General features: G+C 41.2%; 20 protein-coding genes. 9 read left to right on the top strand and 11 right to left on the bottom strand.

Annotation, left to right across the window (positions count from 1 at the left end):
- Window positions 1–2: 2 nt before the first annotated feature.
- Window positions 3–1,586 (bottom strand): endo-1,4-beta-xylanase, encoded by a 1,584-nt coding sequence (locus NXR94_RS08390; protein WP_258104170.1) that lies wholly within the window; start codon window positions 1,584–1,586, stop codon window positions 3–5.
- A 576-nt stretch (window positions 1,587–2,162) separates the two neighbouring features.
- Here NXR94_RS08390 and NXR94_RS08385 point away from each other — a divergent pair.
- Both NXR94_RS08385 and NXR94_RS08380 read left to right on the top strand, forming a co-directional pair.
- Window positions 2,163–3,194: a formylglycine-generating enzyme family protein gene (locus tag NXR94_RS08385; protein ID WP_258104169.1), complete on the top strand. Its 1,032-nt coding sequence runs from the start codon at window positions 2,163–2,165 to the stop codon at window positions 3,192–3,194.
- Between the two features lie 369 nt (window positions 3,195–3,563).
- Complete coding sequence (locus tag NXR94_RS08380) at window positions 3,564–5,006, top strand: tetratricopeptide repeat protein (RefSeq protein ID WP_258104168.1); 1,443 nt, start codon at window positions 3,564–3,566, stop codon at window positions 5,004–5,006.
- A 128-nt stretch (window positions 5,007–5,134) separates the two neighbouring features.
- Here NXR94_RS08380 and NXR94_RS08375 read toward each other — a convergent pair whose 3' ends face one another.
- From NXR94_RS08375 to NXR94_RS08345, 7 genes are all read right to left on the bottom strand, one after another.
- The gene (locus NXR94_RS08375) at window positions 5,135–6,025 is read right to left on the bottom strand and encodes a hypothetical protein (RefSeq protein ID WP_258104167.1); all 891 of its coding nucleotides are present in this window, start codon (window positions 6,023–6,025) and stop codon (window positions 5,135–5,137) included.
- Between the two features lie 171 nt (window positions 6,026–6,196).
- Window positions 6,197–6,742 carry a hypothetical protein gene (locus tag NXR94_RS08370; RefSeq protein WP_258104166.1) on the bottom strand — a complete coding sequence of 182 codons (546 nt, stop codon included), beginning with the start codon at window positions 6,740–6,742 and terminating at the stop codon, window positions 6,197–6,199.
- A 146-nt stretch (window positions 6,743–6,888) separates the two neighbouring features.
- Window positions 6,889–8,241, bottom strand: coding sequence for a sigma-54 dependent transcriptional regulator (locus NXR94_RS08365; protein ID WP_258104165.1), 1,353 nt, complete (start codon window positions 8,239–8,241; stop codon window positions 6,889–6,891).
- A 21-nt stretch (window positions 8,242–8,262) separates the two neighbouring features.
- Window positions 8,263–10,713, bottom strand: coding sequence for an ATP-binding protein (locus tag NXR94_RS08360; protein WP_258104164.1), 2,451 nt, complete (start codon window positions 10,711–10,713; stop codon window positions 8,263–8,265).
- A 33-nt stretch (window positions 10,714–10,746) separates the two neighbouring features.
- Window positions 10,747–11,274: a hypothetical protein gene (locus NXR94_RS08355; RefSeq protein WP_258104163.1), complete on the bottom strand. Its 528-nt coding sequence runs from the start codon at window positions 11,272–11,274 to the stop codon at window positions 10,747–10,749.
- A gap of 17 nt (window positions 11,275–11,291) precedes the next feature.
- Complete coding sequence (locus tag NXR94_RS08350; protein WP_258104162.1) at window positions 11,292–11,708, bottom strand: hypothetical protein; 417 nt, start codon at window positions 11,706–11,708, stop codon at window positions 11,292–11,294.
- A 64-nt stretch (window positions 11,709–11,772) separates the two neighbouring features.
- Complete coding sequence (locus NXR94_RS08345; protein ID WP_258104161.1) at window positions 11,773–12,693, bottom strand: DUF4382 domain-containing protein; 921 nt, start codon at window positions 12,691–12,693, stop codon at window positions 11,773–11,775.
- A 278-nt stretch (window positions 12,694–12,971) separates the two neighbouring features.
- On the opposite strand from NXR94_RS08345, the gene NXR94_RS08340 reads away from it, so the two are divergent.
- The 5 genes from NXR94_RS08340 to NXR94_RS08320 all read left to right on the top strand — a co-directional run bounded on the left by NXR94_RS08340 (window position 12,972) and on the right by NXR94_RS08320 (window position 19,135).
- Complete coding sequence (locus NXR94_RS08340; protein ID WP_258104160.1) at window positions 12,972–13,922, top strand: aldo/keto reductase; 951 nt, start codon at window positions 12,972–12,974, stop codon at window positions 13,920–13,922.
- Between the two features lie 10 nt (window positions 13,923–13,932).
- Window positions 13,933–14,922: an ABC transporter ATP-binding protein gene (locus NXR94_RS08335; protein ID WP_258104159.1), complete on the top strand. Its 990-nt coding sequence runs from the start codon at window positions 13,933–13,935 to the stop codon at window positions 14,920–14,922.
- A 77-nt stretch (window positions 14,923–14,999) separates the two neighbouring features.
- A complete protein-coding gene (locus NXR94_RS08330) occupies window positions 15,000–15,806 on the top strand; it encodes a hypothetical protein (RefSeq protein WP_258104158.1) in 807 nt (268 codons plus the stop codon).
- 1,086 nt (window positions 15,807–16,892) lie between these two features.
- Complete coding sequence (locus NXR94_RS08325; protein ID WP_258104157.1) at window positions 16,893–17,240, top strand: hypothetical protein; 348 nt, start codon at window positions 16,893–16,895, stop codon at window positions 17,238–17,240.
- Window positions 17,240–19,135, top strand: a complete 1,896-nt coding sequence (locus NXR94_RS08320; RefSeq protein ID WP_258104156.1) for a tetratricopeptide repeat-containing sensor histidine kinase — start codon at window positions 17,240–17,242, stop codon at window positions 19,133–19,135. The genes NXR94_RS08325 and NXR94_RS08320 overlap by 1 nt, the downstream gene beginning before the upstream one ends.
- A 101-nt stretch (window positions 19,136–19,236) precedes the next feature.
- Here NXR94_RS08320 and NXR94_RS08315 read toward each other — a convergent pair whose 3' ends face one another.
- Window positions 19,237–19,593 (bottom strand): LytTR family DNA-binding domain-containing protein, encoded by a 357-nt coding sequence (locus NXR94_RS08315; protein WP_258104155.1) that lies wholly within the window; start codon window positions 19,591–19,593, stop codon window positions 19,237–19,239.
- Between the two features lie 39 nt (window positions 19,594–19,632).
- A complete protein-coding gene (locus tag NXR94_RS08310) occupies window positions 19,633–20,325 on the bottom strand; it encodes a pseudouridine synthase (RefSeq protein ID WP_258104154.1) in 693 nt (230 codons plus the stop codon).
- A gap of 119 nt (window positions 20,326–20,444) precedes the next feature.
- Between NXR94_RS08310 and NXR94_RS08305 the strand changes: the two genes are divergently transcribed.
- Both NXR94_RS08305 and NXR94_RS08300 read left to right on the top strand, forming a co-directional pair.
- On the top strand, window positions 20,445–21,044 hold the full coding sequence (locus NXR94_RS08305; protein WP_308706265.1) for a sigma-70 family RNA polymerase sigma factor: 600 nt from the start codon (window positions 20,445–20,447) through the stop codon (window positions 21,042–21,044).
- A 106-nt stretch (window positions 21,045–21,150) separates the two neighbouring features.
- On the top strand, window positions 21,151–21,933 hold the full coding sequence (locus NXR94_RS08300) for an acyl-CoA desaturase (RefSeq protein WP_258104153.1): 783 nt from the start codon (window positions 21,151–21,153) through the stop codon (window positions 21,931–21,933).
- A 55-nt stretch (window positions 21,934–21,988) separates the two neighbouring features.
- On the opposite strand, the gene NXR94_RS08295 is transcribed toward NXR94_RS08300, so the two are convergent.
- On the bottom strand, window positions 21,989–22,978 hold the full coding sequence (locus tag NXR94_RS08295) for a c-type cytochrome (protein WP_258104152.1): 990 nt from the start codon (window positions 22,976–22,978) through the stop codon (window positions 21,989–21,991).

The following is a 22,978-nucleotide window of genomic DNA, read 5'->3' as shown; positions in this document are numbered from 1 at the left end:
TACTAATTAAGAACCAATTTTTTCTGTATTACTTGATCGTCTACTATTATGTGAAGGATATAAATGCCCGAATTCCAGTCTGCATCCCTTTCAATTTCGATCATTTTGGTTTGATCATATTGATTTTGCGAGATCACCTTGCCAGCTGCATCGTAAAGTTGATACTGTACTTGCTGAGGTTTGGTGCCGGGTAAGGAAATATTGATTTTTCGATGATTGACAGGGTTGGGATAAATCATAATATCTAAATCTGAATTGGCTGATCCAAGAACGAGTCTCGGATCGTCCTCTTGAAGAAAATAGGCTGCTACATATTTATCAGCGTCCATTACCAGCGTTTTCAGGCTATCTGAACCCGACAGATCACCATCCCATTTCCAAAATGCGTATCCTTTGGCCGGAATGGCGGCAAGGTTCAGCGAGGAATTCAGAAGATAATGTCCCGGAGCTAGCGTAATTTCTCCTTGTCCAAAGACCCGCGAAGTAAGCTCCGCAGAATGTACAACGTTTTCCAGCACTTCCTGAATGGCATAATAACCTGGCTTGGGTGATCCGTCCTGACGAAAGAAATTCGGTTTGGATGCTGCCTTTTGACCGTCGGAGTCTCGAATGTTCCATGCATTCCAACCAACCACTCCGTTGAGCCCCTGTTCAACCACTGTTTTAACGATAGCAGCGAAGACATCCGCCTGAGCCTGTTCATCACCCAGCTCATCAACATCATTTTCGGTGACATGAAACTCCAGATCGTTATTATGCGCCCATTCGATAATTCCTTTCAGCTTAATGATATTCGTTTCGTCGTCCAGAAAATCGGAAGCTATGTGAGCCTGCCAGCCCAGCGCATCTACTCTCAGGCCCAGTGATTTTAAATAGAGGATCGTTTTTTTCACTTTTTCCCACATCACTACCTCCATACCTCCATGTTGGTTGTAAACCAGTTTAATGTCTGGTGCATATTGATTGGCGATTTCAAAGGCCATTCTGATATAGGAGGGGGGATTCAAACCATCTTCAGTGATGTCATACCCAATGAGTGGCCAGGGGTTTTCCCATTTATCTGTTCCGTCTTTTGGGCCAAACCAGCTGCCGTCTCTTTCTACGGTTTCGTTAACCACGTCCATCCATTTAATTTGTTCAACTCCATTGTACCGCTTACAGAGTTCGGTCATGTACTCGGTCATATTGGTTTCCAGTTCGCCAGCTGTTCGGGTGTCAGTTTTGGCCCAGGTCGATGCCTGTGGGCTTATGGGAGAGTGCATCCTCATAGTGTGTCCGTTGAGTGCAGCAGTATCTACCCATTGATCACAGCGTTCCCATCTCCAGGTACCGGGATCGGGGTGTATATAAGTCTGTTTGAATTCGTTAGTTGGGGTTACGAAATTGAACTCCCTTTTCAGGATGGCAAAAGAAGTATCACCCCAGGCCTTGTAGCCTACGGATGCCCCTATGAATACCCTGTCGAAAATGAATTTTTCCTCTGCAATTTTCTTGAGTCGTCTACCTGTCGGCACTTCAATGTCAATGCTCTGAGCAGTCAGAAGATTGAAACTGGTCTCAAGAAAGAGAACCGTGATAAGGGTCAATTTAATCGTTGTTTTTAGCATAAGTTGTTGCGTGCTTCAATATCTAATTTGATATCAAAGGTATTTGGTCAGATAGCCTCAATGGTTGACTTACTATCAATTGAGGTTTGATTTTCGTTAGCCCCTTTTTCTTCAAAGTGTCCATAAGATTTCATCTTTTATCGCGAGAAACATTTTGATTATTTAAACACTCCTGTCAGGTGTCTTGTTCGTGGGTCTTTTTTAGTCGAAACAGATTTAAAACCTCATAAAACAGGATTTAAACCTTAAACCGAGGAGGTCATTGAATATTTGTTAGAACCACAAAACCCCTGCAGGCGGGTATATCACCTGTCGGAATAAGGTATCGGGAGTGACTTAGCCTGACAACTACTCGTTTGCGGGGTGTTTTGTTCAGATGGGTCAGATTGAAATTATTGGGAATCAATTTTGGTTTAGTTGTTACAGGGATGGGAGCCACTCGTATGAGTGGCTTTTATTTGGTTTGTAATTTACTGACCTTAGCCACTCCGAAAATTCGAGAGGATAAACAAATAGAAAGAAATGTTTAGGAAGTTTAAAAATGCCGGTTGGTTGATGATGTTATTAATGACAATAGCCTGTTCATCTAACGAGGGGAATACATCAGGGGAGAAAGAGGCAGATGGGAAGTCTGAGGCGGTAGAAAATGTTCCGGAAGGCATGGTGCTGATACCAACTGGAAATTTTCAGATGGGAGGGAAATCTGATCAGGCCTACAAAGATGAATTTCCAAGACATGGTGTCACTGTATCTTCCTTTTACATGGATCAGACAGAGGTTACCAATGCTCAGTTTCAAAAGTTCGTTGAGGAGACGGGATATAAGACTGTAGCCGAGAAAGATATCGACTGGGAGGAGATGAAAAAGCAGCTTCCGGAAGGTACTCCAAAACCGGCAGATTCTGTGCTTGCAGCAGGATCGTTGGTGTTCGCTCAGACGAATGAGCCGGTAGATCTTAATGATTATTCGCAGTGGTGGAAATGGACAACTGGGGCTGATTGGCAGCACCCTGAAGGTCCGGGTAGTTCTATTGAAGACAGAATGAATCATCCGGTAGTGCACATTGCATGGGAGGATGCAAAATCCTATGCAAAATGGGCTGGAAAAAGGCTGCCAACAGAAGCAGAATGGGAGTGGGCTTCTATGGGAGGAATGGATGATGTGAAGTACCCGTGGGGTAACGAACCGGTAGAACAGGCATATGAAAAAGCTAATTTCTGGCAGGGCAAATTCCCGTATCAGAATTATGCTTTAGATGGATTTGAGCGCAGCTCACCAGTGAAATCATTTCCTGCCAATGGATATGGACTTTATGATATGGCTGGTAATGTGTGGGAATGGTGTGAAGATAAGTATGATGTCAATTTGTATCAGCAATATGCGGACAAAGGAGCAGTCGAGGATCCTTCAGGGTCAGCCTCTTATTATGACCCAAGAGAACCATATTCTCCGAAACACGTGATTCGAGGAGGTTCATTTTTATGTAACGATAGTTATTGCAGTGGGTATCGTGTTGCCAGAAGGATGAGTTCGAGCAAGGACTCCGGTTTTAATCATACCGGGTTTCGATGTGTAAAAGACCTCTAGCTTACAAAATGAAGTTAAAACAGTATAGTAGAAAGGCTTGAATAGAACATTCGGGCCTTTTTTTATGTGATTTGAATCTTTCCTTCAATGACTCCGTTGGTTATTGAATTATTCAAACAAGTAATTGACCATAAAAGCTATGTTTCGGCCGTTCTTGGAACGATTAATTTCTTAACGTCTAATTAATCATAATCATAATAAGAAACCGTTCAAACTTTAGGATTTTTGCAAAACCGTTTGTCGCCTACACGATTGAATATTAAAAAATTGTTAACGAAACGTGTTATGTGTAGTATGAAACGTAAAAAAATAGTAATTTTATTAAATAAAGTCGTCTAATAATCCAGTTTAATTTAAATTATTAAGGTTATGATTACATCTGTAGCGACTGAACTGAATAAAAAAGAGGAGGGTATGAACCAACATGCTTCTGTCGCCATCTTGCCTTTGGTCAACATGAGTGCTGGCCTTGAGCAGGAATATTTTAGCGATGGAATTTCAGAAGATATAATTGATGCACTTACAGGCATCGAGGGAATAAAATTAATTTCAAGAGGTTCTAGTTTTGGTTTGAAAGACCAAAAAATGAGTATTCCGGAGGTGGGTACTTACTTCAATGTTGAATTTGTGGTCTCCGGTACTTTGAGACGTATAGGTAGCAAAGTAAGGATGCGTATATATCTCCATAATGCAGAAACGGAGGAGGAAATCTGGTCACAAAGTTACGACCAGAAGATCGCGGACATTTTTGATATAGAAGAAGATATCGTTGACAGTCTTTGTAAGAATTTGCTTGACGAGAAGGGATACGGTAAGCTCAAAAAGCCGGTTTTCGTTCCTGCCACAAGAAACTTCAAAGCTTTCGATCATTATTTGCAAGGCTTGTTTTTTCATAACAAATGGTCACTTCAGGATTTGTCCAAGGCTGTGACTTGTTATGAGCGGGCCATCAAAAAGGAACCTGATTATGCTTTGGCTTATTCAATGATGTCAAATGCGTATACCAGGCTATCATTTGCCGGCGGGTATACCCGACCAGTGAAATCCTATGAGGAGGCCAAGGTGGCAGCTAATAAGTCGATTGAAATTGATCCGGATTACTATCGTTCTTATATCGCATTGTCTTACGTGTACTTATATCAAAAGTACGATTGGGAGCAGGCGTTGATGATGGTAAATAAGGCACTCAAACTTCATGAGATGAGTACCAAAGCGATGGTAGCCAAATCTTTGTATTACACCATCAAAGGGAATTTTGTAGAGTCCAGAAAGTTGCTGAAAAGTGCGCTCGAAAGGGATCCTTTATCCTTTATGGCTAAAAGAGCACAGGCGGATAACTATTTCCTTGAAGGAAAATATGATACAGCGATCAAATTGTATGATGAGCTGATCGAACTAGATCCCTATCATGAAAAGGTTCTGGAATACAAAGGATGGGCCGTTGTTATGCAGGGTAAACTGGATGAGGCCATTGAGATGTTCAAGAGCATTGATATGCAAACAGCGCTGGCACTGAAGTCGTTTAGTCAGTTAGGTTATGCCTATGCGATAAAGGGTGACCGTGTGAATGCGGAGAAATACCTTACCGAAATTGAACGAAGCTCAGTGATCAATAAAGGTCTGACCTATGCTTTGGACTTTGCCGTAATCTTCACTGGACTGGGTATGTTTGATCGTGCAATGGATCATCTGGAAGAAGCAGTGGATAATAAGCGTAGCGCTATTATCTTCTTGAAGGTGAACCCGATCTGGGACCCTATGCGTGGGCATCCAAGGTTCAAAGAGCTTCTAAAAAGATTAAGATTGAACTAATTAAGTCAATAATCATAAAGAAAAGGGATCTACGGCAATGGCTGCAGATCCCTTTTTTTATCTTTTTGTCAGTGGCACAAAAAAAGCCCTGACATCTCTGCCAGGGCCAACATTAAACTGGATCTTGACTAACTTTTTGTACTGATCACCAGAAATTTAGAAATGCCCCAGAACTTCTCTGGGTTTATGATGCTAAGGTATTGCACCTTATCACCTTCAGATATAAGCTCGTATGAGTCCGTTGGATGTTCTGTGATCAACTCTGCTTTTTTAGAGTCAATGACCAACTTGTCAGTATCACGAATATCGATTTGAACGAATTTCTCTTTAGTTGAATTGGCTTCCAGTTCAGTGGTTTTTCCTAGCCATAGGAAACCTCCCTCTTTAGTGACAATGCCCTGATCCATCAAACTCTTTTCAGGTCCAACAACGAAATATGCAGTATTTAAACGCTCTTCCTGATTGTTGATGGTTTCAATTTGCATGTCTATGGTTTCTTCTTGTATCTCCATTGATGTTTCAAGTGTGCTTACCTGGGTAACCAAATTGGCGATCTCCACATCTTTTGCAATCAGAACCTCTTTTAATTCATCGATGGCCGTCTTTCTGTTTTCCAAGGACGCGGTCAGGTCTTTGACCTTTTTCTTAAATGATTTGGAAGATACATCGGCCCTTTCAAGCTTATTTGACAATTCTCTGATCGTTTCGGAGCTATGAGCGATCAACTGATCGATGGCCTCCATATCAGTAATGATTTGATCTTTTTCTGTATCCGTAAAGTCTCCTTCACTTTTTAAAGAAACAATGTTTTCCTTTTCCTTAATGCTGGCTATCTGACCCTCTACTGTGGACATGATATCTATAAGTTCATTATATGCCGAGTCGCGCTCCATCAATTTTGCTTCCAACATGGCAGCTTTCTTTTTGAGCTCTTCTCTTTCCTTTTGGTCAGTACATGAAAACAATAAGGTTGATCCCGCTAGTACGGTGATTATTATGGTTTTGAAATGGTTTTTCATGACAATATCTATTTTAATTCTTATTGAATGTGCTACGTGATTTTTTGTGATTCTTTTGGAACAAGGCAGTTTAAGACTCGCTGCTCATAGTAATCAATACCGCCTGGTAAATGATCAAAACGATTCCTGCCAAAATGTATGTTCCTGCGAGTAAGTCCATGATCTAATTGATTAAAAGGTTACTTTAATTCCCAACCCTGGATCGAGTGCAACGAAGGCAGCGCCGGTTGAGGTTACTTCTAAAAATGGTTTTAAATCCATGCATAAAGCAATAGGCACTTCTCGTATTTTATACTCAATACCAAAAATACCGTCAACTCCAAGCCCAACGTCACCGCTGGCTCGGCGATACCCGGGTCCATCATACCTGACCCGGTTTGATTTGGCAGCCAAATGACCACCAATGCCATAATACCATCTAAGTCCTGGCTCGTTAAAGGCCAGGGTATGTTTCTCCATTAAGAGTGTTGCAGAAAAAGCATCTGGCCAAAAACCAAGAATGCCTTCTAAGGCAATGGTGCTTCTGGTGAAGTGCTTAACGGTAATCCCACTTGTTCCGATAGCCCTAACCCCGATGGCGGTACTATAATTGAAAGTATTTATTGCGGGCGGGTTGATACCCGTAGAACTATCATCACCAGTATTCAATGCATTGGCAGCAACCAATGTTGGTATAAGTACCAACAAAGCAAGTAATGACATTAATCGTCCCATCATGTATAGAATCTAATTTGATTCAACATGAAGATTCAAATCTCATACCATCACTTATTTAGATATTAAGTATCTGAAAATCAAATGATTATATATTTGTAATGAACTAGTATTTTCTCATTTTGAGAAAATGGAGTCAAAATTGAAACTTATTTGACTTCCTTAAGCATGCGATAGATGGTAGATTGTCCTATATCCAGTTTCTTTGCCACTGCCTTGATATCATTATCAAACTTTTTGAGATATACCTGAACGATCTTGAGTTCATAGTCCCTCATAGTCATGTTTTCAGAATAAATATCCGTGACCGTGTCAGTTTGCGCAAAGGTGATATCATCCGGACCAATTGAGTCGTTGTCGGACATTACTACGGCCAGTTCCATAATGGATTTAAGTTCTCGAATGTTACCAGGGAAAGAGTAGGCCATCAACTTTTGAAGCGCTGCGTTATCCAGGGTCTTCACAGTCATTCCGTTGTCTTCGCAGAAGGATTTGACAAAGTTCTTAGCCAGCAGAATCACGTCTTTATCCCTGTCTCGAAGAGCAGGTAGGTTGATAGGAAGTCCAAAGAGTCGATAGTAAAGGTCTTCCCTGAAGTTGCCTTTTTTCATTTCATCCAGCAGGTTCCTGTGTGTTGCTGCAATGATCCTGCAGTCTGTTTTGATGGTTTCTGAACCACCTACACGTGTGATCTCCCTTTCCTGAAGTGCCCGAAGGAGCTTAGCCTGCAGATTGATATCCATTTCACCGATTTCATCCAGAAACAGGGTGCCCCCTTTGGCTTGTTCAAACTTTCCTTTATGTCTTTGACCTGCACCCGTAAAGGATCCTTTTTCGTGTCCAAATAATTCACTTTCTGCCAGTTCTTTAGGAATGGCACTCATATTTACCGCCACGAATGGCCCTTCTTTGACGATGCTATTATAATGAATACTCTTGGCAACGACTTCCTTACCGGTTCCGGTTTCTCCATTGACCATGACCGTAATATTCGTGGAGGTGGCCTTTTGCATCAACTTAAAAACCTCCTTAATTCGGTTACTCTGCCCGATCATGGAATTTTGGAAGTCATATTTCTGTTCGACTTCCTTTTGCAGGTTGCTAATCGTAGAACGCAGATCAGCGTTCTTCGAGAAATTGGCAATCAGGTGAAGCAACCTGTCCCTTATATCCTTGGTTTTGGTCAGGTAGTCGTAGGCTCCTTTCTTAAGCATTGAAACCGCCGTGTCAACATTTTCTTGCTCCGATACGGCAATAACTGCCGTTTCCGGACTTACTCTTAAGATGCTTTCCAGAAGTTCCTCTCCATTCATATCTGGTAACCGGTAGTCGATGGTAACCAGGTCCGGCTTTTGGTGTAATTTATCAAGGCAATCCTTCGCATTATCGAAGGCGATAACTTCATGATCAGGATTGAGTGATAGGGTATGTACCAACAGCTTCTGATACCACTCGTCATCTTCCACCACAAAAATTTTCAAATTACTTGATCCTGATTCCATAAAATGTCTAATGTTAAAAAATTATCCTTGCAGATATTGTGAGATGTTTTTTGATAGATCTGTATACATCTTGACGGTATCCCGTACCAAATCTTTAGGAGGTTTTTCACCCTGATCAGCGAGTTTTTCAATTTGCTTAAGGGCCTTAACCAGATGTTGATGGTCCAGCAAACGAATTGGAGCTACGGTCTTATGCGCCAGCTCACTCACCATCATTAAGTTTTCTTTTTCGAGGTGATGTTGTATCTCCTCAATATTTTTTGAGCTACTCTCCAGGAATGATTCCAGCATTTCTTTTACAAACTGTTGATCACCAAGACGCTCAAGGGTCTCAGTATTGATTTCCTCCTGATAATAGTTAGACTCGTTATTAGGTGTGTTATTGATTGAGTCAGCTTCAATATTTAACTCATTGGCCATCGAATTCAACAACTCGCTTTCAGAGAATGGTTTTCTCATCAATTTGTTAAAACCCACTTTTAATCCTTTGTATTGTGCTTCCTCAGCAATAGTAGCTGTAAGGGCGATTAAAGGAGTGGTACGGTTCGGACCCTCGCCGTTTCTAGTTTCATGAGCAATCTGCCACCCCGAATAATGCGGCATTTTTATATCCAGTAAAGCGATATCGAACTTTTCGCTGTTCAATAAATCTAATGCAGTTTGACCGTCAGTAGCCTGTATGATCTGAGAGGAGTAGGGCTGAAGTATGGCCTCCAGCAGTTTAAGGTTGAACGGTTCATCATCTGCAATAAGCACCTTTAAGTCTTTGAGTCTTGGGTTTTCAACCAGTTTAGCATCCGTTTCAGTTAAGATTTCCTCTTTAGGGATGATGTCATAAGGCAGCATGATGGTAATTTCCGTGCCTACGTTTTCCTCACTTTTTAGACTGATCTGACCATGATGTAGCTCCACGATCTTCTTCACGATTGATAGCCCAAGTCCTGTTCCGGTAGTGGTAGCTGATTTGTGTGCCTGTTCAAATTCATCAAAGACCTTAGCCTGACTTTCCTTTGCAATACCGATCCCGGTATCACTGATTTTCATTTCCATCAGCAGCCTTTTTGGGCCCAGAATAGACGTGTCAACAGAGATTCGAATCTCCCCGTGAGTGGTGAACTTGATACTATTACCGACTATATTGATAATAACCTGTTTTAGTCGGTAAGGATCCCCATTCACAGCTATATCGTTTTCCGATAATTCAGTGATTATCTCGTTTCCATTTTCCTCGGCTTTGGCTTGAAGTATCTGTACAGTTGATTTTACAACCTGATTAATGTAGAACTGCTCTTTGTCCAGCTTGAGTTTTTCATTCTGAAGTTTAGTGAAGTCGAGTATGTCGTTAAGGATGGAAAGCAAATGAGTTGAGGCCTTCTGAATTATTTCCACCTGCTCTTTTTGAGGAGCTTCCAGGTCCGCTTTTCCTAACTGGTTGGTGAATCCTATGATTGCATTAATTGGAGTTCGTATCTCATGGGACATGTTTGCCAGGAAATACTCCTTGGATTTTGCCAGACTTTCTGCGTTTTGCTTCGCCCTTTGCAGTACCGCATTGTACTGTTTGTTGCGAGTGGTAAACACAAAAAGGATGATCAGCGTAATGATCAATAATATGGTTGCCAGTCCTGAAAATATACTGATTTGATTATTCGTGTTTGATATGAGTTCCTGGGCATTCAGAGTATTGGTTCTGGATCTCATGATCTCAATACTTTCAAGTTGCTCTACCAGTTCCAGCATATTCACCTGAATGATGTTGAGCTGCGAGGTATAGTTGAGCTCCAGACGCTTCTTTTGTTTTACTTCCTGGAGGGTGTTGTCCTTAACCGATTTTAATAGCGCCTCCATGTTTTGCTCCAGAGAATCGAGCTTAACCTGACTATCAACGATAGCCTCTTCCGGTATTTCGGTGACTTCCTTTTTCCTTTTAAAAAGGTCCAGCAATCTTTTAGGTTCCTCTTCTTTTATCTCTGGTTCGGGCTCTTGTTGCACGCTGGTGTCCGTTGCCTGCTCTTTCACCGCTAGTTGGTGCAAACCTGTTTGGATGTTACTTAAAGTTTCTTCTACTTCTTCACGCTCGATCTGACTGAGTTTACCAAGGATCAAATAATACTTATCAAAGAGCTCGGTGAATGAGTTCATGATTTCCCGATGATCGAGATCGTTCGGATAAAGGCTGCTGGCCGAATCAATAATGTTCTTGGTTTCCCGATGGAGTGAATAAAAATCCTTTAGCGTTAAAGGGTCTTCATTGATTCGATAGGTGTTGACCTTGTCTTCCATTTGGGAGACATTCATGAGAATATCCTTGTAGAGTAGGAAATTGGTGTTCGGCCTGGTTTCTACCCTTAACTTTTCAGTGATTTCATTCAAGTGCTTATATGTGAGAAACCCCAGGATTGATATTCCCAGGGTAAGCACGATGAGTGTTATATTCAGTATAAAACCAAGACGATTTCTTAGTGGTGTCAAAACAATGGCGGTTTGTTTCAAAGTATGTAAAGATTATGAATACTGTTCGGAAACAGCCTCCATTCGGTCTCTAACTTCCAAAGAAAACTTTTGAACCTGCAGATTGTTACCCTCATTTGCATAGGAATCTGCCTTTCTTCTTATTTCCTCTACCTTTCTTGAAACGGTCGCTGAAAATATTTCGTCGCGCTCATTTCGATCCATTTTATAAAAACGCTGATAAGCAGCATCATTTTCTTTACTCAATACGGAGCAAAGAGTGATTCTGTTTAGCGTGGCAATCAGCTTCAGTTCATTGCCAATTGAGGTTAGCTCTTTATCGAGGGCTGTTGCGTCCTGATATATTTCAGTCAATTTTGTCTCTCGCTTAGTAAGATCTACAATGGATTTTAGTAAAAGTACATCATCGTTTAGTTCCAACATATATTTTGCGGTGTTCTCCTCAACTTCTGTATGAAAACGCTGGATGTTCTTATTACTTGCTGAGTAGTAGTCTTTTTGACTGCATGAGAAAATTAGTGATAATAAAAACGGTAAAGTGCTTATTAATGTAACTTTCATAGTTCTGATATTAATCTTTATGATGCCTTGGCTGGGTTGATAAGGTAGGATAGGTTGTGATAAGCTTGATTCAGGTCATGTTCATTGGCTATGTTCATTTTTAAGTATTGAAATAATTCTCTTAAACGATCTATTCGGATGCTAAAGTATGAGAACAAACGACTCATGAGATTAATTTCTTTTTCAGATAGCCCTCCATTTTCCATAAGGCTTTCCTCTAGTAAATAGATCATCTGAAATCTAATGAATGGATCTTGAGGGATTGCTTTTTTTCCTTTAATCGCCCGGAAATGGTTATAGTCTAAAAAGTCCAGATGACTTTGCAGAATTTCTATATCCCTTGCGGTCAGGTTTTTCTCGGCGAATGCCAAAGACACCAGGTAGTTTAACGCCTGCTTCTCCTCTGCCATAAAAAGTCTTTGTATTGCATTCATGACTTTTTCGTTACATCTAAATTTCATTAAACAAGAGGCGCTGAGCACCCCTTGTATATCATAGTTACAGGTTCAAATTAACCAGCAACATAGTTGTCGAATTGGCTTCAACTGTCACCAGGTCATTCAGTAAAATGCCATTGATTGATAAATTCGCAGCTATCATAGCTTCATAGTCATATGAGTTTTCTACTTCATTCATGGTGTAGTTTGAAAAGATAAGTTCGTAGTCACCTTCTTCCATGAAAGCCAGGGTAAAAGACCCATCTTTTGCAACAATTGCACTATTAATAGAGTTGTCGAACCTTGCTTCCCCTTCAGCAGGGGCATCAGCTTCAGAACTATCGAAAGTTCCTTCAGCATATGCGTAAACAACCAATCTGTCATTGCTCGCTGTATCAACTTCTACCGAACCGGTAATCGTCCCAGTATTCGGACCGATAATCAGCCTTGCGGTAGGACGAAGTAAATACTCATTCTCATTGATTCCACTGGTAACCAGGGTTTTCCTCAGGTCAATGTCAATGACCAAATCTGTTTCATTGTTTGCGGAAATTTGAAAATCACCCTTGATCTTATAACCTGTCGTTGTCCCGCTTGGTACTTCCATATTTACTGATGATCCATCTTCATAGGTAACATAGGAACCTCCCTCGCTAAGAATCAATCTCAATTCACTGTAAATTCCGGCTGCAAGCTCTCCATCACCTAAGTCAAACACTTCTCCATTTTGATAGGCCATGACATTAAATTCTTTAGGCTCATCAAATCTTGCTACAGTAGATATTCCGGACTCAGATTTTGCCTGAACCTCGGTCACTGACAGATAAACGCCACTAATGTTTTCAGCATCAACGGCTGCATCTGTTACGCTTACACTTACTTGTCCTTTTGATTCAACATCGTCATTACATGCTGCCAGCAATAAAGATCCTGCTAAGGCCGCAATAATCCAGATACTAGTACTAACTTTTGAGTAATGCATGTCTTTAATATTTAGTCCGCCTATTTAGATTCAATAGCCATGCCACGGGAGGGTATTTGATGTAAATCGCTTATTTTCAGTATTGAGTGGGTTGTTTGGCGGTTTTTACCTTTTGAGAATTTTCTCATTTTGAGAAATGAGGTTTCAATGTGAAACGTACAACAGGTTTTTCTATACACCTGTATTTCCTGTCTGATGAAAGATTTTTATCTTCCGTTTTTGAAACAAAACCAGTTTAATGGGTATAGATATGTTTCAGGCTGAATTCCGCTATAGATATGAAGACACTCAAATTCGCTAATAAAGATGAAATGCCTATTCTAGGTCTGGGTACGTTTAAATCTGAACCAGGACTGGTAAAAAATATTGTTAGAATGGCAATTGAAGTGGGTTACAGGCATTTTGACTGTGCCGCCTTTTACAAAAATGAAAAGGAAGTTGGTGAAGCGATCAGGGACGCTATGAAGGCGGGTGACGTTCAGCGGGAGGACCTTTGGATCACCTCCAAACTTTGGAATGATTGCCATTTGCCCCAGCATGTGAGGTCATCAGTTAAGCAGTCACTCCGTGATCTAAAGGTTGACTACCTTGATCTTTATCTTATTCATTGGCCGGTGGCACATAAGCATGGCGTTCAAACACCAGGAGGAGCAGAAGATTTGTTAAGCCTTGAAGAGGCTCCGCTTGAGGAGACCTGGGAAGCCATGGAGGATTGTGTCGATGACGAATTGATCCGGCACATTGGATTGAGTAACTCTAATATTTCCGTGTTGCAATCCATTATTGATGCTGCATGGATACCACCTGAAATGAATCAGGTGGAAATGCACCCATACTTACCTCAGGGTACCTTGTACGATTATTGCAGAGAAAATGATATCCTAATGACGGCTTACGGTCCATTAGGTGCCCCATATCGTCAGGTTGATAATCATGGAAAACCCTTTCCCATACTGTTACAGGAACCTGCTGTGACAGCCATCTCAGAAAAACATGGCTGTACACCGGCCCAGGTGCTCATTGCCTGGTCGATATCACGTGGAGTGGCAGTCATTCCCAAAACCGTCAATGAAGATCGTTTGGTGGAAAATTTTAAGGCATCAGAAATTAAGCTGGACAGGGAGGACTTAAGATCATTGGGTATCATGCCTAAGCATCGATATGTAATGGGCGAGTTGTTTACCGTGGAAGGTTCTCCTTACGGTTTAAAAGATCTGTTCGAATATTAATCCAGTTCGTTTGGCAATATTACAAACTAAATCCGTTTCATTCAGCTATAACCAGGAGGAGCGGGCAGTATTGAAGAATATTTCCCTGAGCATCGACTCTGGTGATTTTATATCCATTGTTGGGCCGAGTGGATCAGGTAAATCCACACTTTTGAGGATGCTCGCTGGTCATTTGGATCCGGATGAAGGTGAAGTTTACTTTCAGGGGGAGATAATGGAAGGTCCGGAGATTCGATTGGTGCCAGGCTATGAGGAGATCAAATTAGTACATCAACAGTATGATCTTGGGCCTAACCTAACCCTTCGAGGGAATCTCAACGCCGCTTTGACTGGCTATACCTCTGAATACCGGTCTGAGCGAGTGGATTACTTAATCGATTTTTTTAGACTGCGTGAGTTTGAAGGTCATTATCCGAGGGGTCTTTCCGGTGGACAGCAACAACGGTTGGCGATCGCCATGGCCATGTCCACGGAGCCTGAGGTCCTCCTAATGGATGAGCCATTTAGTGCACTCGATCCCATGAATGCAGCGCTGTGTCTGGCAGAGGTCAGAAGGCTGGCCCGGGAGACCAATACTGCCGTTTTGTTGGTAACTCATGATGTAAGAGATGCGATGATTGCGGACAAAATGATTGTTCTGATTGATGGCGAGATGAAGCAGGAGGGAACTCCAAAGTCTATCTATGATAATCCATTGAATTTTGATATTGCATCATTACTCGGCCCAATCAACAAGTTAAGCCCGGCGATGGCTAAAAAGCTAGGACTGGAGAATGAAGGACAAGCCATTCGCATTGAGAATATTAGGGCTAAACAAAGGGATTCCCGGGGATTTGAAATTAAGGAGCTGATGTACAGAGGTGCCCACCAGGTTTTGATGGTAGAAATTTCTCCCAAAAAGCTACTCTACGTATTGGATGGCCAAAAACAGTTTCAAGTTGGGGACAGAATATCCCTGGATATTGATAAGGAGAGTGTATTAAGAATGTCTGAATCGTGACGCTGAAAACTTCTTAGATGGCCTGAAGTTTGTGTTCACCCTTCCTTTACTTATTTTTAGGAATTCAACCAATAGCGATGAAAACCATCAAACCTATTCTTGTCTCGATCATCATTCTGATGATCCAATTATCTATTGCCTCCGCCCAAAGCACCAAGCAGTATGTCGAGGTCGGGGAAACCATGAAGGAATACATCAAGGAAAACCATATTGATCAGATTGAGGATATGGTTCATCAGTTTGCCAGTTCCAGGGCATTTCTGGAGTTCTTATTAGAACAGGGGCATCATATTGACATGGATAAGTTGAACATTAAGAAAAAGGATATTGGAGTCGGGGAGGATCTCGATGTGTTCGTGAAGCATTTTTCCGAGCATCAAAATTTCACCATGATTCTCGTGCCTGTCAATTTCTATTCACTTCTCATTTATGATACCCTTCTCTTTTCAATTGTCGAGGTTAGCGATCAGTGGATGTATGATAAATACCGTTATCATGATTTGTCTGATAATTCCGTAAAGGAAAGACTACTATCAATTGAGAATCATGATCGGGTTGCTCGGCATATGTATGACCAGGGACAGAAGGCGAGGGAAATTGGACTGAGTGAAGTGAAAGTTGAACTGCGTGAGGGGTACATTAGCTCAAATACCATTCATATGCATGTATCAGAGTTGTCTAAAAATGAGCGTAAGGAATTTCGTCGTTCCTGGGACCTGATGAAAAAAGTCTTTTCACATGATATCAATCTGAATATTGAAATGAATGTTTATGTTTTCGGTACCGATGACATGAAACTACACTACTACGAAGATGGTGAAGAGTTGGAGTACAAGATCACACCCGGTAATATCTTCACCAGGCATCATTTTCTTGCGGATTAAATTATTTCTATCATGATGGCCGTTCTCAGGTCTGAAAATTCTGATTCAACGACGATAATTCCTGTTTGGTCGACAATGTTTTTGCAGACTCAATGGAAATAGCACTTTTGTAATATAAAATTATACAAAATTAATCTGCTAGTTGAGACGATTATGAATGTAAATACGAATCTTTTTCAAGAACTGACTAATGATGAGAAGGCGCTATTTCCGCTCTGCGCTACTAATATACTGAGACATCTCGATTTTAATTTAGAGCGGGCTATAGATCATAAATTGACGACACGGTTATTGAGTGTCAGATGGTTTCTCAATAACCATCTTCAAATAATGGACAATTAAGGAGGTCCTTACCAGCAAAGCATAAGAGCACAGATCCAAAAGGATTTGTGCTTTTTTTATGTGCGTGGATTTCATTTTTGGAGCTACCTAGATTGTGTATACAATTTATTTTGTCAGTAGGACACTATCAAATGATAATAGATTGTCTTGCCACTGCAATGTGAATGTCATTCCTTCACGGCATAAGGGAACCAAACTCAGAACGTCACCTCTGCGCAGGCAGAGGTCTCATCAAAATGCATATGTGCTTTTCTGTCCTATGAGATGCCGGCATTCGCGAGCATAATAGAACCAGGCTAATAACGTCATTCCTGACTTGTTCAGGAATCCCATAAAGTTAGGACCAGGTTAATATGAGTAATAAGATGTTTTTATTCACAGACCGGATGAGACCAAAATTAGAACGTCATTCCTGCGTAGGTCGAGCCGCGTAGGTCGGGCCGCGTAGGCCGGGCCGCGTAGGCGGGAACCTTATCAAAAAAGGTTTATGCAAATCCTTCATGATGCGATCCCAGTCTACCAATGCATAAATCCCAAAAAATCAAGATTGATTTTATATGCAAGCGAGTACTAAGCAAGGCGTTCTGTGCCTACAGGCCTTCAACCCCTACAAAATAAAGAGGAGATATCCTCTTTTAACAATCTTTCACGCATAATTCTTTTCATTACATGGAACAAAAGCAATCTTTTGATATATTCATGCCATCAAATGATAATATTTTTACCGCTAAACAAAATTAAATTATGGCGACAAGCATTTACCTGACCTTAGACGGCACCACCTTGAAATGGAGCCCCAACGGCTCAACAAACTGGACCCCTGTGGGGCCAGACAGTCCAAAAACTGGTGTTAATGAAAATGACGAAGTTGATTGGATTGCCGATGATACCATCTCAAAAGTGAAAATTAAGCCTAACAAAAGTGCTATAATAAAACAAGTAAATGGGGATGATACCAAAACACCAAAAGGTGTTACCAATTCATCTATCCCAAACCCTACCACTGAGAAATATACTATCTCCGTGAAGCCAGCAGACCCTGCTGGAGGATATCTTGATTTTGATCCTGAATTAAGGTATCCCCCAGGCTAATGAAGAAAAAGAACAGTTATACATTCAAAAGACTTGCCCTTTCCATAGTGGTGGGTCTTTTTGTGCTTTCAGGAGTCTCAATAGCTCAAATCAACAAGAACCACTCTGACAGTTTAAAATCGCTTTTGGAGAAAAATCAATACGATGACCTCACAAAACTGAAAATCTTGGATGAAATAGCTCGAACTGAGTCTGACCCGGGACAAATCGTCACATATGGGCAAAAGTTACTCAGTCTAGCCCAAGCCTTGGGTGAGGTGAATAGCCAACAAAATGCATATCTATACTTAGGTAATGGTTACAAATATCTTGGCAGCCTAAATGTGGCGCTTGATCATTTTTATAAATGCGCTAATCTAGATGAAATGACTCAAAATAGTCTGATTCTCGGACAAGTGTATGGATCAATTGGTAATTTGCACAGACAAAACGGCAACTATAAGAACGCCATTATATATCACAATTTGAGTCTTGAAATATTTCAAGAACTTGATGACACTACAAATCTTTCCTATGGTTTTTTTAATCTGGGAAATTCATACTATGAAATGGATTTGCTAGACAGTGCCCTTCACTTTTATCAAAAATCTTCAGAATATGCCAATTATTCGAAACAAAGACTTTTAAACGCTTACAGCATTGGAAATCGAGCTTTAATCAAAATTAAACAAGGAGAAACCCTAGGAATTGAGAAAGAGCTTTCCAAGGTTTTTAATATCCTTGATGATCTTGGAGACTCATATGGAAAGTCTGATTATTTATGGCAGCTTTCAGAATTGTATCGGGAACAAGGGAGCATAGAAAAAGCCATTGAAAAATCTCTTGCTAGTGTTGCCTTAGCAAAGCAAATGGGATTAAAGGAACAAATCATGGATGCCAGTTACATGCTTTATGAATTACACAAGGAGAGGGGACATTTTCAGAAGGCACTTAACTTTTACTTAGATTATTCATCGTACAAAGACAGCATCACCAATTTGGAATCTGTGCAGCAGATGGCCAATCTCCGAACAGAATACGAAGTAGGTCAGAAGCAACTAGAAGTCGACGTACTCACCGCAGAAAAGAAAACGCAAAGAATAATCTTGATATCGGTGGCTGTTTTGGCGTTTGTTTTAATTGTATTAGCTATTGTGATTTATCAGTTTTATCAATCCAAGGCCAAAGTCAATCGTCTATTGGAGACTCAAAAACAGGAGCTGGAGTCTCTTAATGCTACTAAAGACAAGTTTTTCTCTATTATCTCTCATGACCTTCGTGGACCAATCAGCTCTTTTTTTGGTATCAGCCGTATGATCAAATTTTTTGTGAAGAGTAAAGACACAGACCAGCTACTTGAAGTGGCAGATAACATTGATCACTCCGTGGAGCGTCTTTCCAGTTTGCTTGATAACCTTCTTTCCTGGGCCATGCAGCAGCAAGGACAAGTTCCGTATAATCCTCAGACACTCAATTTGCAGGAAATTGCCGGAGAGCAGATTGGTACTTTCCTGAATATGGCTTCAGGTAAAAATGTTGCCCTGAAATCAGAAGTGGGAGACGGGCTGCTTTTCAAGGCGGATAAAAATATGACACAAACCATCCTGAGAAACCTTGTGAATAATGCCCTCAAGTTTACCCCGGCAGGAGGCACTGTAACGATCAGCGGAAGGCAGGAGGGTGAAAGAGTATTGATCCAGGTGAGCGATACAGGAGTGGGTATGCCACAGCATAAACTCAATAATCTTTTCAGGCTACAGGACAAAAAATCCACCTACGGCACTGCCGGCGAAAAAGGTTTGGGTTTAGGACTTCAACTCGTGAATGAGTTTATTGAAATTAATGGCGGCAAGATTGAAGTGGATAGTCAGGAGGACAAAGGGACCACCTTCAGTATTTGGCTGCCTGCTAATTAATAAATCCCCTTGACCCTCTTAAAAAGGGGGGATTAATTAGTACTAAATTAAAGCGTAGACAGTAGTAGAGAAAATAAACCCCAATACCCAAAGCCAAATGCTTAATCATTCATCACCGACCAAATGGCATTTTCCAGGATAGCCGGATCTTTTAAGGAGCGTTTGCTGATAAATTTATCTACGTCCAGATCAGGAAGGTTAGGATTATTCAAGTGTCCGGAGATAATAATGATTTTGGGTTTTTTATCGAGTGTTTCCAGCGTTTCAAACCCATCCATGTAAGGCATTTCGATATCTATGAGCAGGATATCGGGTTTTTGCTTGACCACAGCCATCACTCCATCTATCGGATTCTCATAAGAGCCGATCAATTCGATGTTATCAAAATCATTGAAATAGGATTTGAGCAGCTTTAAAAAAAGCGAGTCATCGTCTATGGCCAGGCAGGTGATCATCATAATTTTTTCACAATAATAGGAAGTTGATCGGGTTCAAACTCAATTACCAGGAATATTTAATTTGAGGAAATCGAGTGTTCTTTGAAATTCCGATTGTATCGGAGCCTTCATGGTAATTAACTGATTAGTAGCGGGATGCGGAAATGAGAGTTCAGAAGCATGCAACATCATGGTGTCCATATTCCATTTTTCTTTAAACAACCTGTTTTGTTTGTTGCAACCGTGTGGACGATCGGCAATGATGGGATGAAAGATATGGGCAAAATGCTTTCTCAATTGGTGCATTCGTCCGGTTTCGGGTTGAGCTTCAATCAGTGAATACCTGGAAGTTGGATGTTTTCCGAAAGGAACCGCTAATTCTGTTTGACTGATGGTGTGATAATGGGTGATGGCGTCCTGAAGCTTTCCGTCATCCCGGCGAAGCGCATAGTCGATGGTCCCGGATGGTTTCGTAAATCCTCGAACAATGGCGAGGTATTTCTTGACAACATTTTTGTTTTGAAATAGCTGTTGTAAGGTACTGTTAATCTCAGACGATAATCCAAAGACTAAGACGCCGGATGTTTTGCGATCCAGCCGGTGCGCAGGGTAAACATGTTGTCCTAACTGCTCCCTGAGGCGTTGTACGGCAAATTCTGTTGCATCTTTTGCAATAGGCGAGCGGTGAACCAGAAGCCCGGGAGGTTTGTTGATCGCTACCAGGAATTCATCCCGATATATGATTTCTATCATATAGCCGATTTGGTTTTTAGGAATTGTAAATCTATAAATTTGAGTTTACCTGTAATTGTACTTAACAAGGATAATACGGAATAAATGCAGTACTTTTGCATTTTAAAATTGAATAAGAACTGAACACAGCCATAGCTATAGCGCAGTATCAACCAATGCTTCATTCGATAGCACAACGGATGGTTGGTTGTATGCATGATGCCGAGGATATCGTGCAGGACGCGTTCGAAAAGTATCTTACCATTGACAACAGCAAAGTTGAGAATGCTAAAGCTTATCTCATCAAATCTGTGACCAATGGCTGTCTCAATCACGTCAATTCCCTAAAGGAGAAAAAGAAAGATTACCTCGAATCTGTGCATTTGCCGGATCTTTTTGAGAAAATCGACTTTTCCCACCTGGATATTAAGCATGAGATTTCGTCTGCATTGGAGGTGCTTCACAAGAAGCTCGGGCCGATGGAAAGAGGAGTTTTTCTCTTGCGCGAAGTATTTGATTTTGAATACGACGAACTCCAGGAAATCTTCAATAAAAAGAAAGACCATTGTCGTCAGATGGTTTCACGTGCGAAGGATAAATTATCGAAAGAAGCTGAAAAGTTTAATTTTTCTTTTGATGTGGAAGCCTACTTTGAAGCTATCAATAAAGCCTCTCAGGAGGGAAATTTTGATGAATTAATGGATCGTATTTTCGAAACCGGCCCCGAAGACGAAAAATAATTTCACTTTTTTGTCACAAACGTCACACGCTTTTGTCTTTATAGATACAAAAGGGCTGAACCCTTTTACGAAGAGAATTAAATCAAATAGATAACAAGAGAATTAAATGGAAGTAATAATCCCGTTTTTCATTGCGCAGTGGTATCTGTCTTTATTTTGTCAGACATTTTTCTTGCACAGATATTCAGCGCACAAAGCCTTTACAATGAGTAGAGCAGCAGAGAAATTTTTCTTTGTGTTAACCTGGTTGTTTCAAGGCTCAAACTACCTGAGTGCTTATGGATATGGTGTAATGCACCGTATGCACCACGCGTACGCTGACACGCCTAACGATCCGCACTCACCAAAGTATGATCAGAATCTTTTCAAAATGATGTGGAAAACGAAATTGACGTATTCTACCATCACTAATAAAGAAGTTGAAGTTGATCAGCGTTTCAGTGAAGGTGTTCCTCAGTGGCATGCATTTGACAACTTTGCCAGATCATGGGTATCCAGACTATTCTGGGGCGCATCTTACTTCTGGGTATACTGGACCTTTGCTGATGCATGGTGGTTGTGGTTGTTGTTGCCAGCGCAATGGTTGTTGTCTCCAATCCACGGAGCGATCATTAACTGGTTTGCGCACGTTTACGGCTACACTAACTTCAAAGTAGGTGATACTTCTAAAAACTTCCTTCCATTCGACTTTTTGATGATGGGAGAGAGCTATCACAACAATCACCACAAATATGGTTCAAGAGCGAACTTTGGTGGTGTGAGATGGCATGAGTTTGATCCTACGTACCCAATTATCAAACTATTGGATAAAGTTGGAGTGATCGAGTTGGTAAATAAGAAAGAAGCGAAGCTTAAGCCTGAGGCGAAAGAAAAGAAGGTTGCGGCTTAAGGCACTTCTTAAAATATTATATTGAAGCCCTGATGGTATCATCAGGGCTTTTTTGTTATATCGGGCCTTGTTCAATAAAGGCACGCAGGTCCTCTACCTGCTGATGGGACATTTTTTCAAGCGTGTAATGAGGCATGTACTCCTTGTGACCGTATTCGCTATAGGTGCCTTTTCTAATGATCTCATAAATAGATAGGTCCCCTTTGTCGGTGATATGCCTTTCCAGCCAATTGAGTGTGAGTGCATTATTCTCAAAAACGACTTCACTTTCTCCCATTGGGCGGTGACAATGCTGACAACCCAACTCAAAAATGGCTTCGCCTAACTCCGGACTTCCTGTGTAATCATATCCTTTATCTTTGTCTTCCGGGGGATCTGCAAAAGTGGCGGGTGACTTGAGTAAGTATTTTGATTTGATGAAATTCACCTTTTCATCATCGGGGATGGATTGTAAGTCCTCTATGCTTAAGTCGATATCTGACAAGGTCATTTGAATGGACCAGAGATACGCCAAAATACTCTTCATTTCCCATTCTTCTAACGGTCGCCCCTGGGAGCAGACCTTCGCACATAGTTGAATGCTTTCAGGTAGGCTGTTTTCAGCTTTTCTTACAAGGTCACCGTATTTCAGAACATAATCGTCATTGTACCATGTTTCCCGGTTTACGATACCCCAGAAGGTGGAGCCCTGTAAATATGGTATATTCTTTTCGATCGCATAATTGAGTCGTGCTTCCTGATCTACCACCGTGAGATCAGGGTCTTCTCTGACCAGGTTGTGACAGCTTGTACAGGTGTAGTATTTGCTGATGTAGGCACTTTTTGACCCATCTTCCAGTACTGTGCGACCATGTTTGATGAGGTCTTCTCCCTGTGCGATCCATTGATCATCGGGCTCGACATAATGGTCCGGATAATTTTCACCAAGCTCATGAAGTAACTTCCATATGGTTTGGGGTTTTGCCGATTTATACTCGGGATTGGTAGTGGCAAGAAAAGCAGCCCCAACGGATATAGCTATGAAAATCCTGTATATCTGTTTCAT

The sequence above is a fragment of the Marinoscillum sp. MHG1-6 genome, assembly GCF_024714475.1.
In the GTDB taxonomy this organism is placed as follows: domain Bacteria; phylum Bacteroidota; class Bacteroidia; order Cytophagales; family Cyclobacteriaceae; genus JAMZMI01.
This window is presented reverse-complemented; position numbering and strand designations above follow the sequence as displayed.

What these genes read in the sequence shown, in the direction of transcription:
- NXR94_RS08385 (WP_258104169.1), top strand. Translation starts at nt 2,163, where the DNA reads ATGATGTTATTAATGACAATAGCCTGTTCATCTAACGAGGGGAATACA.
- NXR94_RS08380 (WP_258104168.1), top strand. Translation starts at nt 3,564, where the DNA reads ATGATTACATCTGTAGCGACTGAACTGAATAAAAAAGAGGAGGGTATG.
- NXR94_RS08375 (WP_258104167.1), bottom strand. Translation starts at nt 6,025, where the DNA reads ATGAAAAACCATTTCAAAACCATAATAATCACCGTACTAGCGGGATCA.
- NXR94_RS08370 (WP_258104166.1), bottom strand. Translation starts at nt 6,742, where the DNA reads ATGATGGGACGATTAATGTCATTACTTGCTTTGTTGGTACTTATACCA.
- NXR94_RS08365 (WP_258104165.1), bottom strand. Translation starts at nt 8,241, where the DNA reads ATGGAATCAGGATCAAGTAATTTGAAAATTTTTGTGGTGGAAGATGAC.
- NXR94_RS08355 (WP_258104163.1), bottom strand. Translation starts at nt 11,274, where the DNA reads ATGAAAGTTACATTAATAAGCACTTTACCGTTTTTATTATCACTAATT.
- NXR94_RS08350 (WP_258104162.1), bottom strand. Translation starts at nt 11,708, where the DNA reads ATGAATGCAATACAAAGACTTTTTATGGCAGAGGAGAAGCAGGCGTTA.
- NXR94_RS08345 (WP_258104161.1), bottom strand. Translation starts at nt 12,693, where the DNA reads ATGCATTACTCAAAAGTTAGTACTAGTATCTGGATTATTGCGGCCTTA.
- NXR94_RS08340 (WP_258104160.1), top strand. Translation starts at nt 12,972, where the DNA reads ATGAAGACACTCAAATTCGCTAATAAAGATGAAATGCCTATTCTAGGT.
- NXR94_RS08330 (WP_258104158.1), top strand. Translation starts at nt 15,000, where the DNA reads ATGAAAACCATCAAACCTATTCTTGTCTCGATCATCATTCTGATGATC.
- NXR94_RS08325 (WP_258104157.1), top strand. Translation starts at nt 16,893, where the DNA reads ATGGCGACAAGCATTTACCTGACCTTAGACGGCACCACCTTGAAATGG.
- NXR94_RS08320 (WP_258104156.1), top strand. Translation starts at nt 17,240, where the DNA reads ATGAAGAAAAAGAACAGTTATACATTCAAAAGACTTGCCCTTTCCATA.
- NXR94_RS08315 (WP_258104155.1), bottom strand. Translation starts at nt 19,593, where the DNA reads ATGATGATCACCTGCCTGGCCATAGACGATGACTCGCTTTTTTTAAAG.
- NXR94_RS08310 (WP_258104154.1), bottom strand. Translation starts at nt 20,325, where the DNA reads ATGATAGAAATCATATATCGGGATGAATTCCTGGTAGCGATCAACAAA.
- NXR94_RS08300 (WP_258104153.1), top strand. Translation starts at nt 21,151, where the DNA reads ATGGAAGTAATAATCCCGTTTTTCATTGCGCAGTGGTATCTGTCTTTA.
- NXR94_RS08295 (WP_258104152.1), bottom strand. Translation starts at nt 22,978, where the DNA reads ATGAAACAGATATACAGGATTTTCATAGCTATATCCGTTGGGGCTGCT.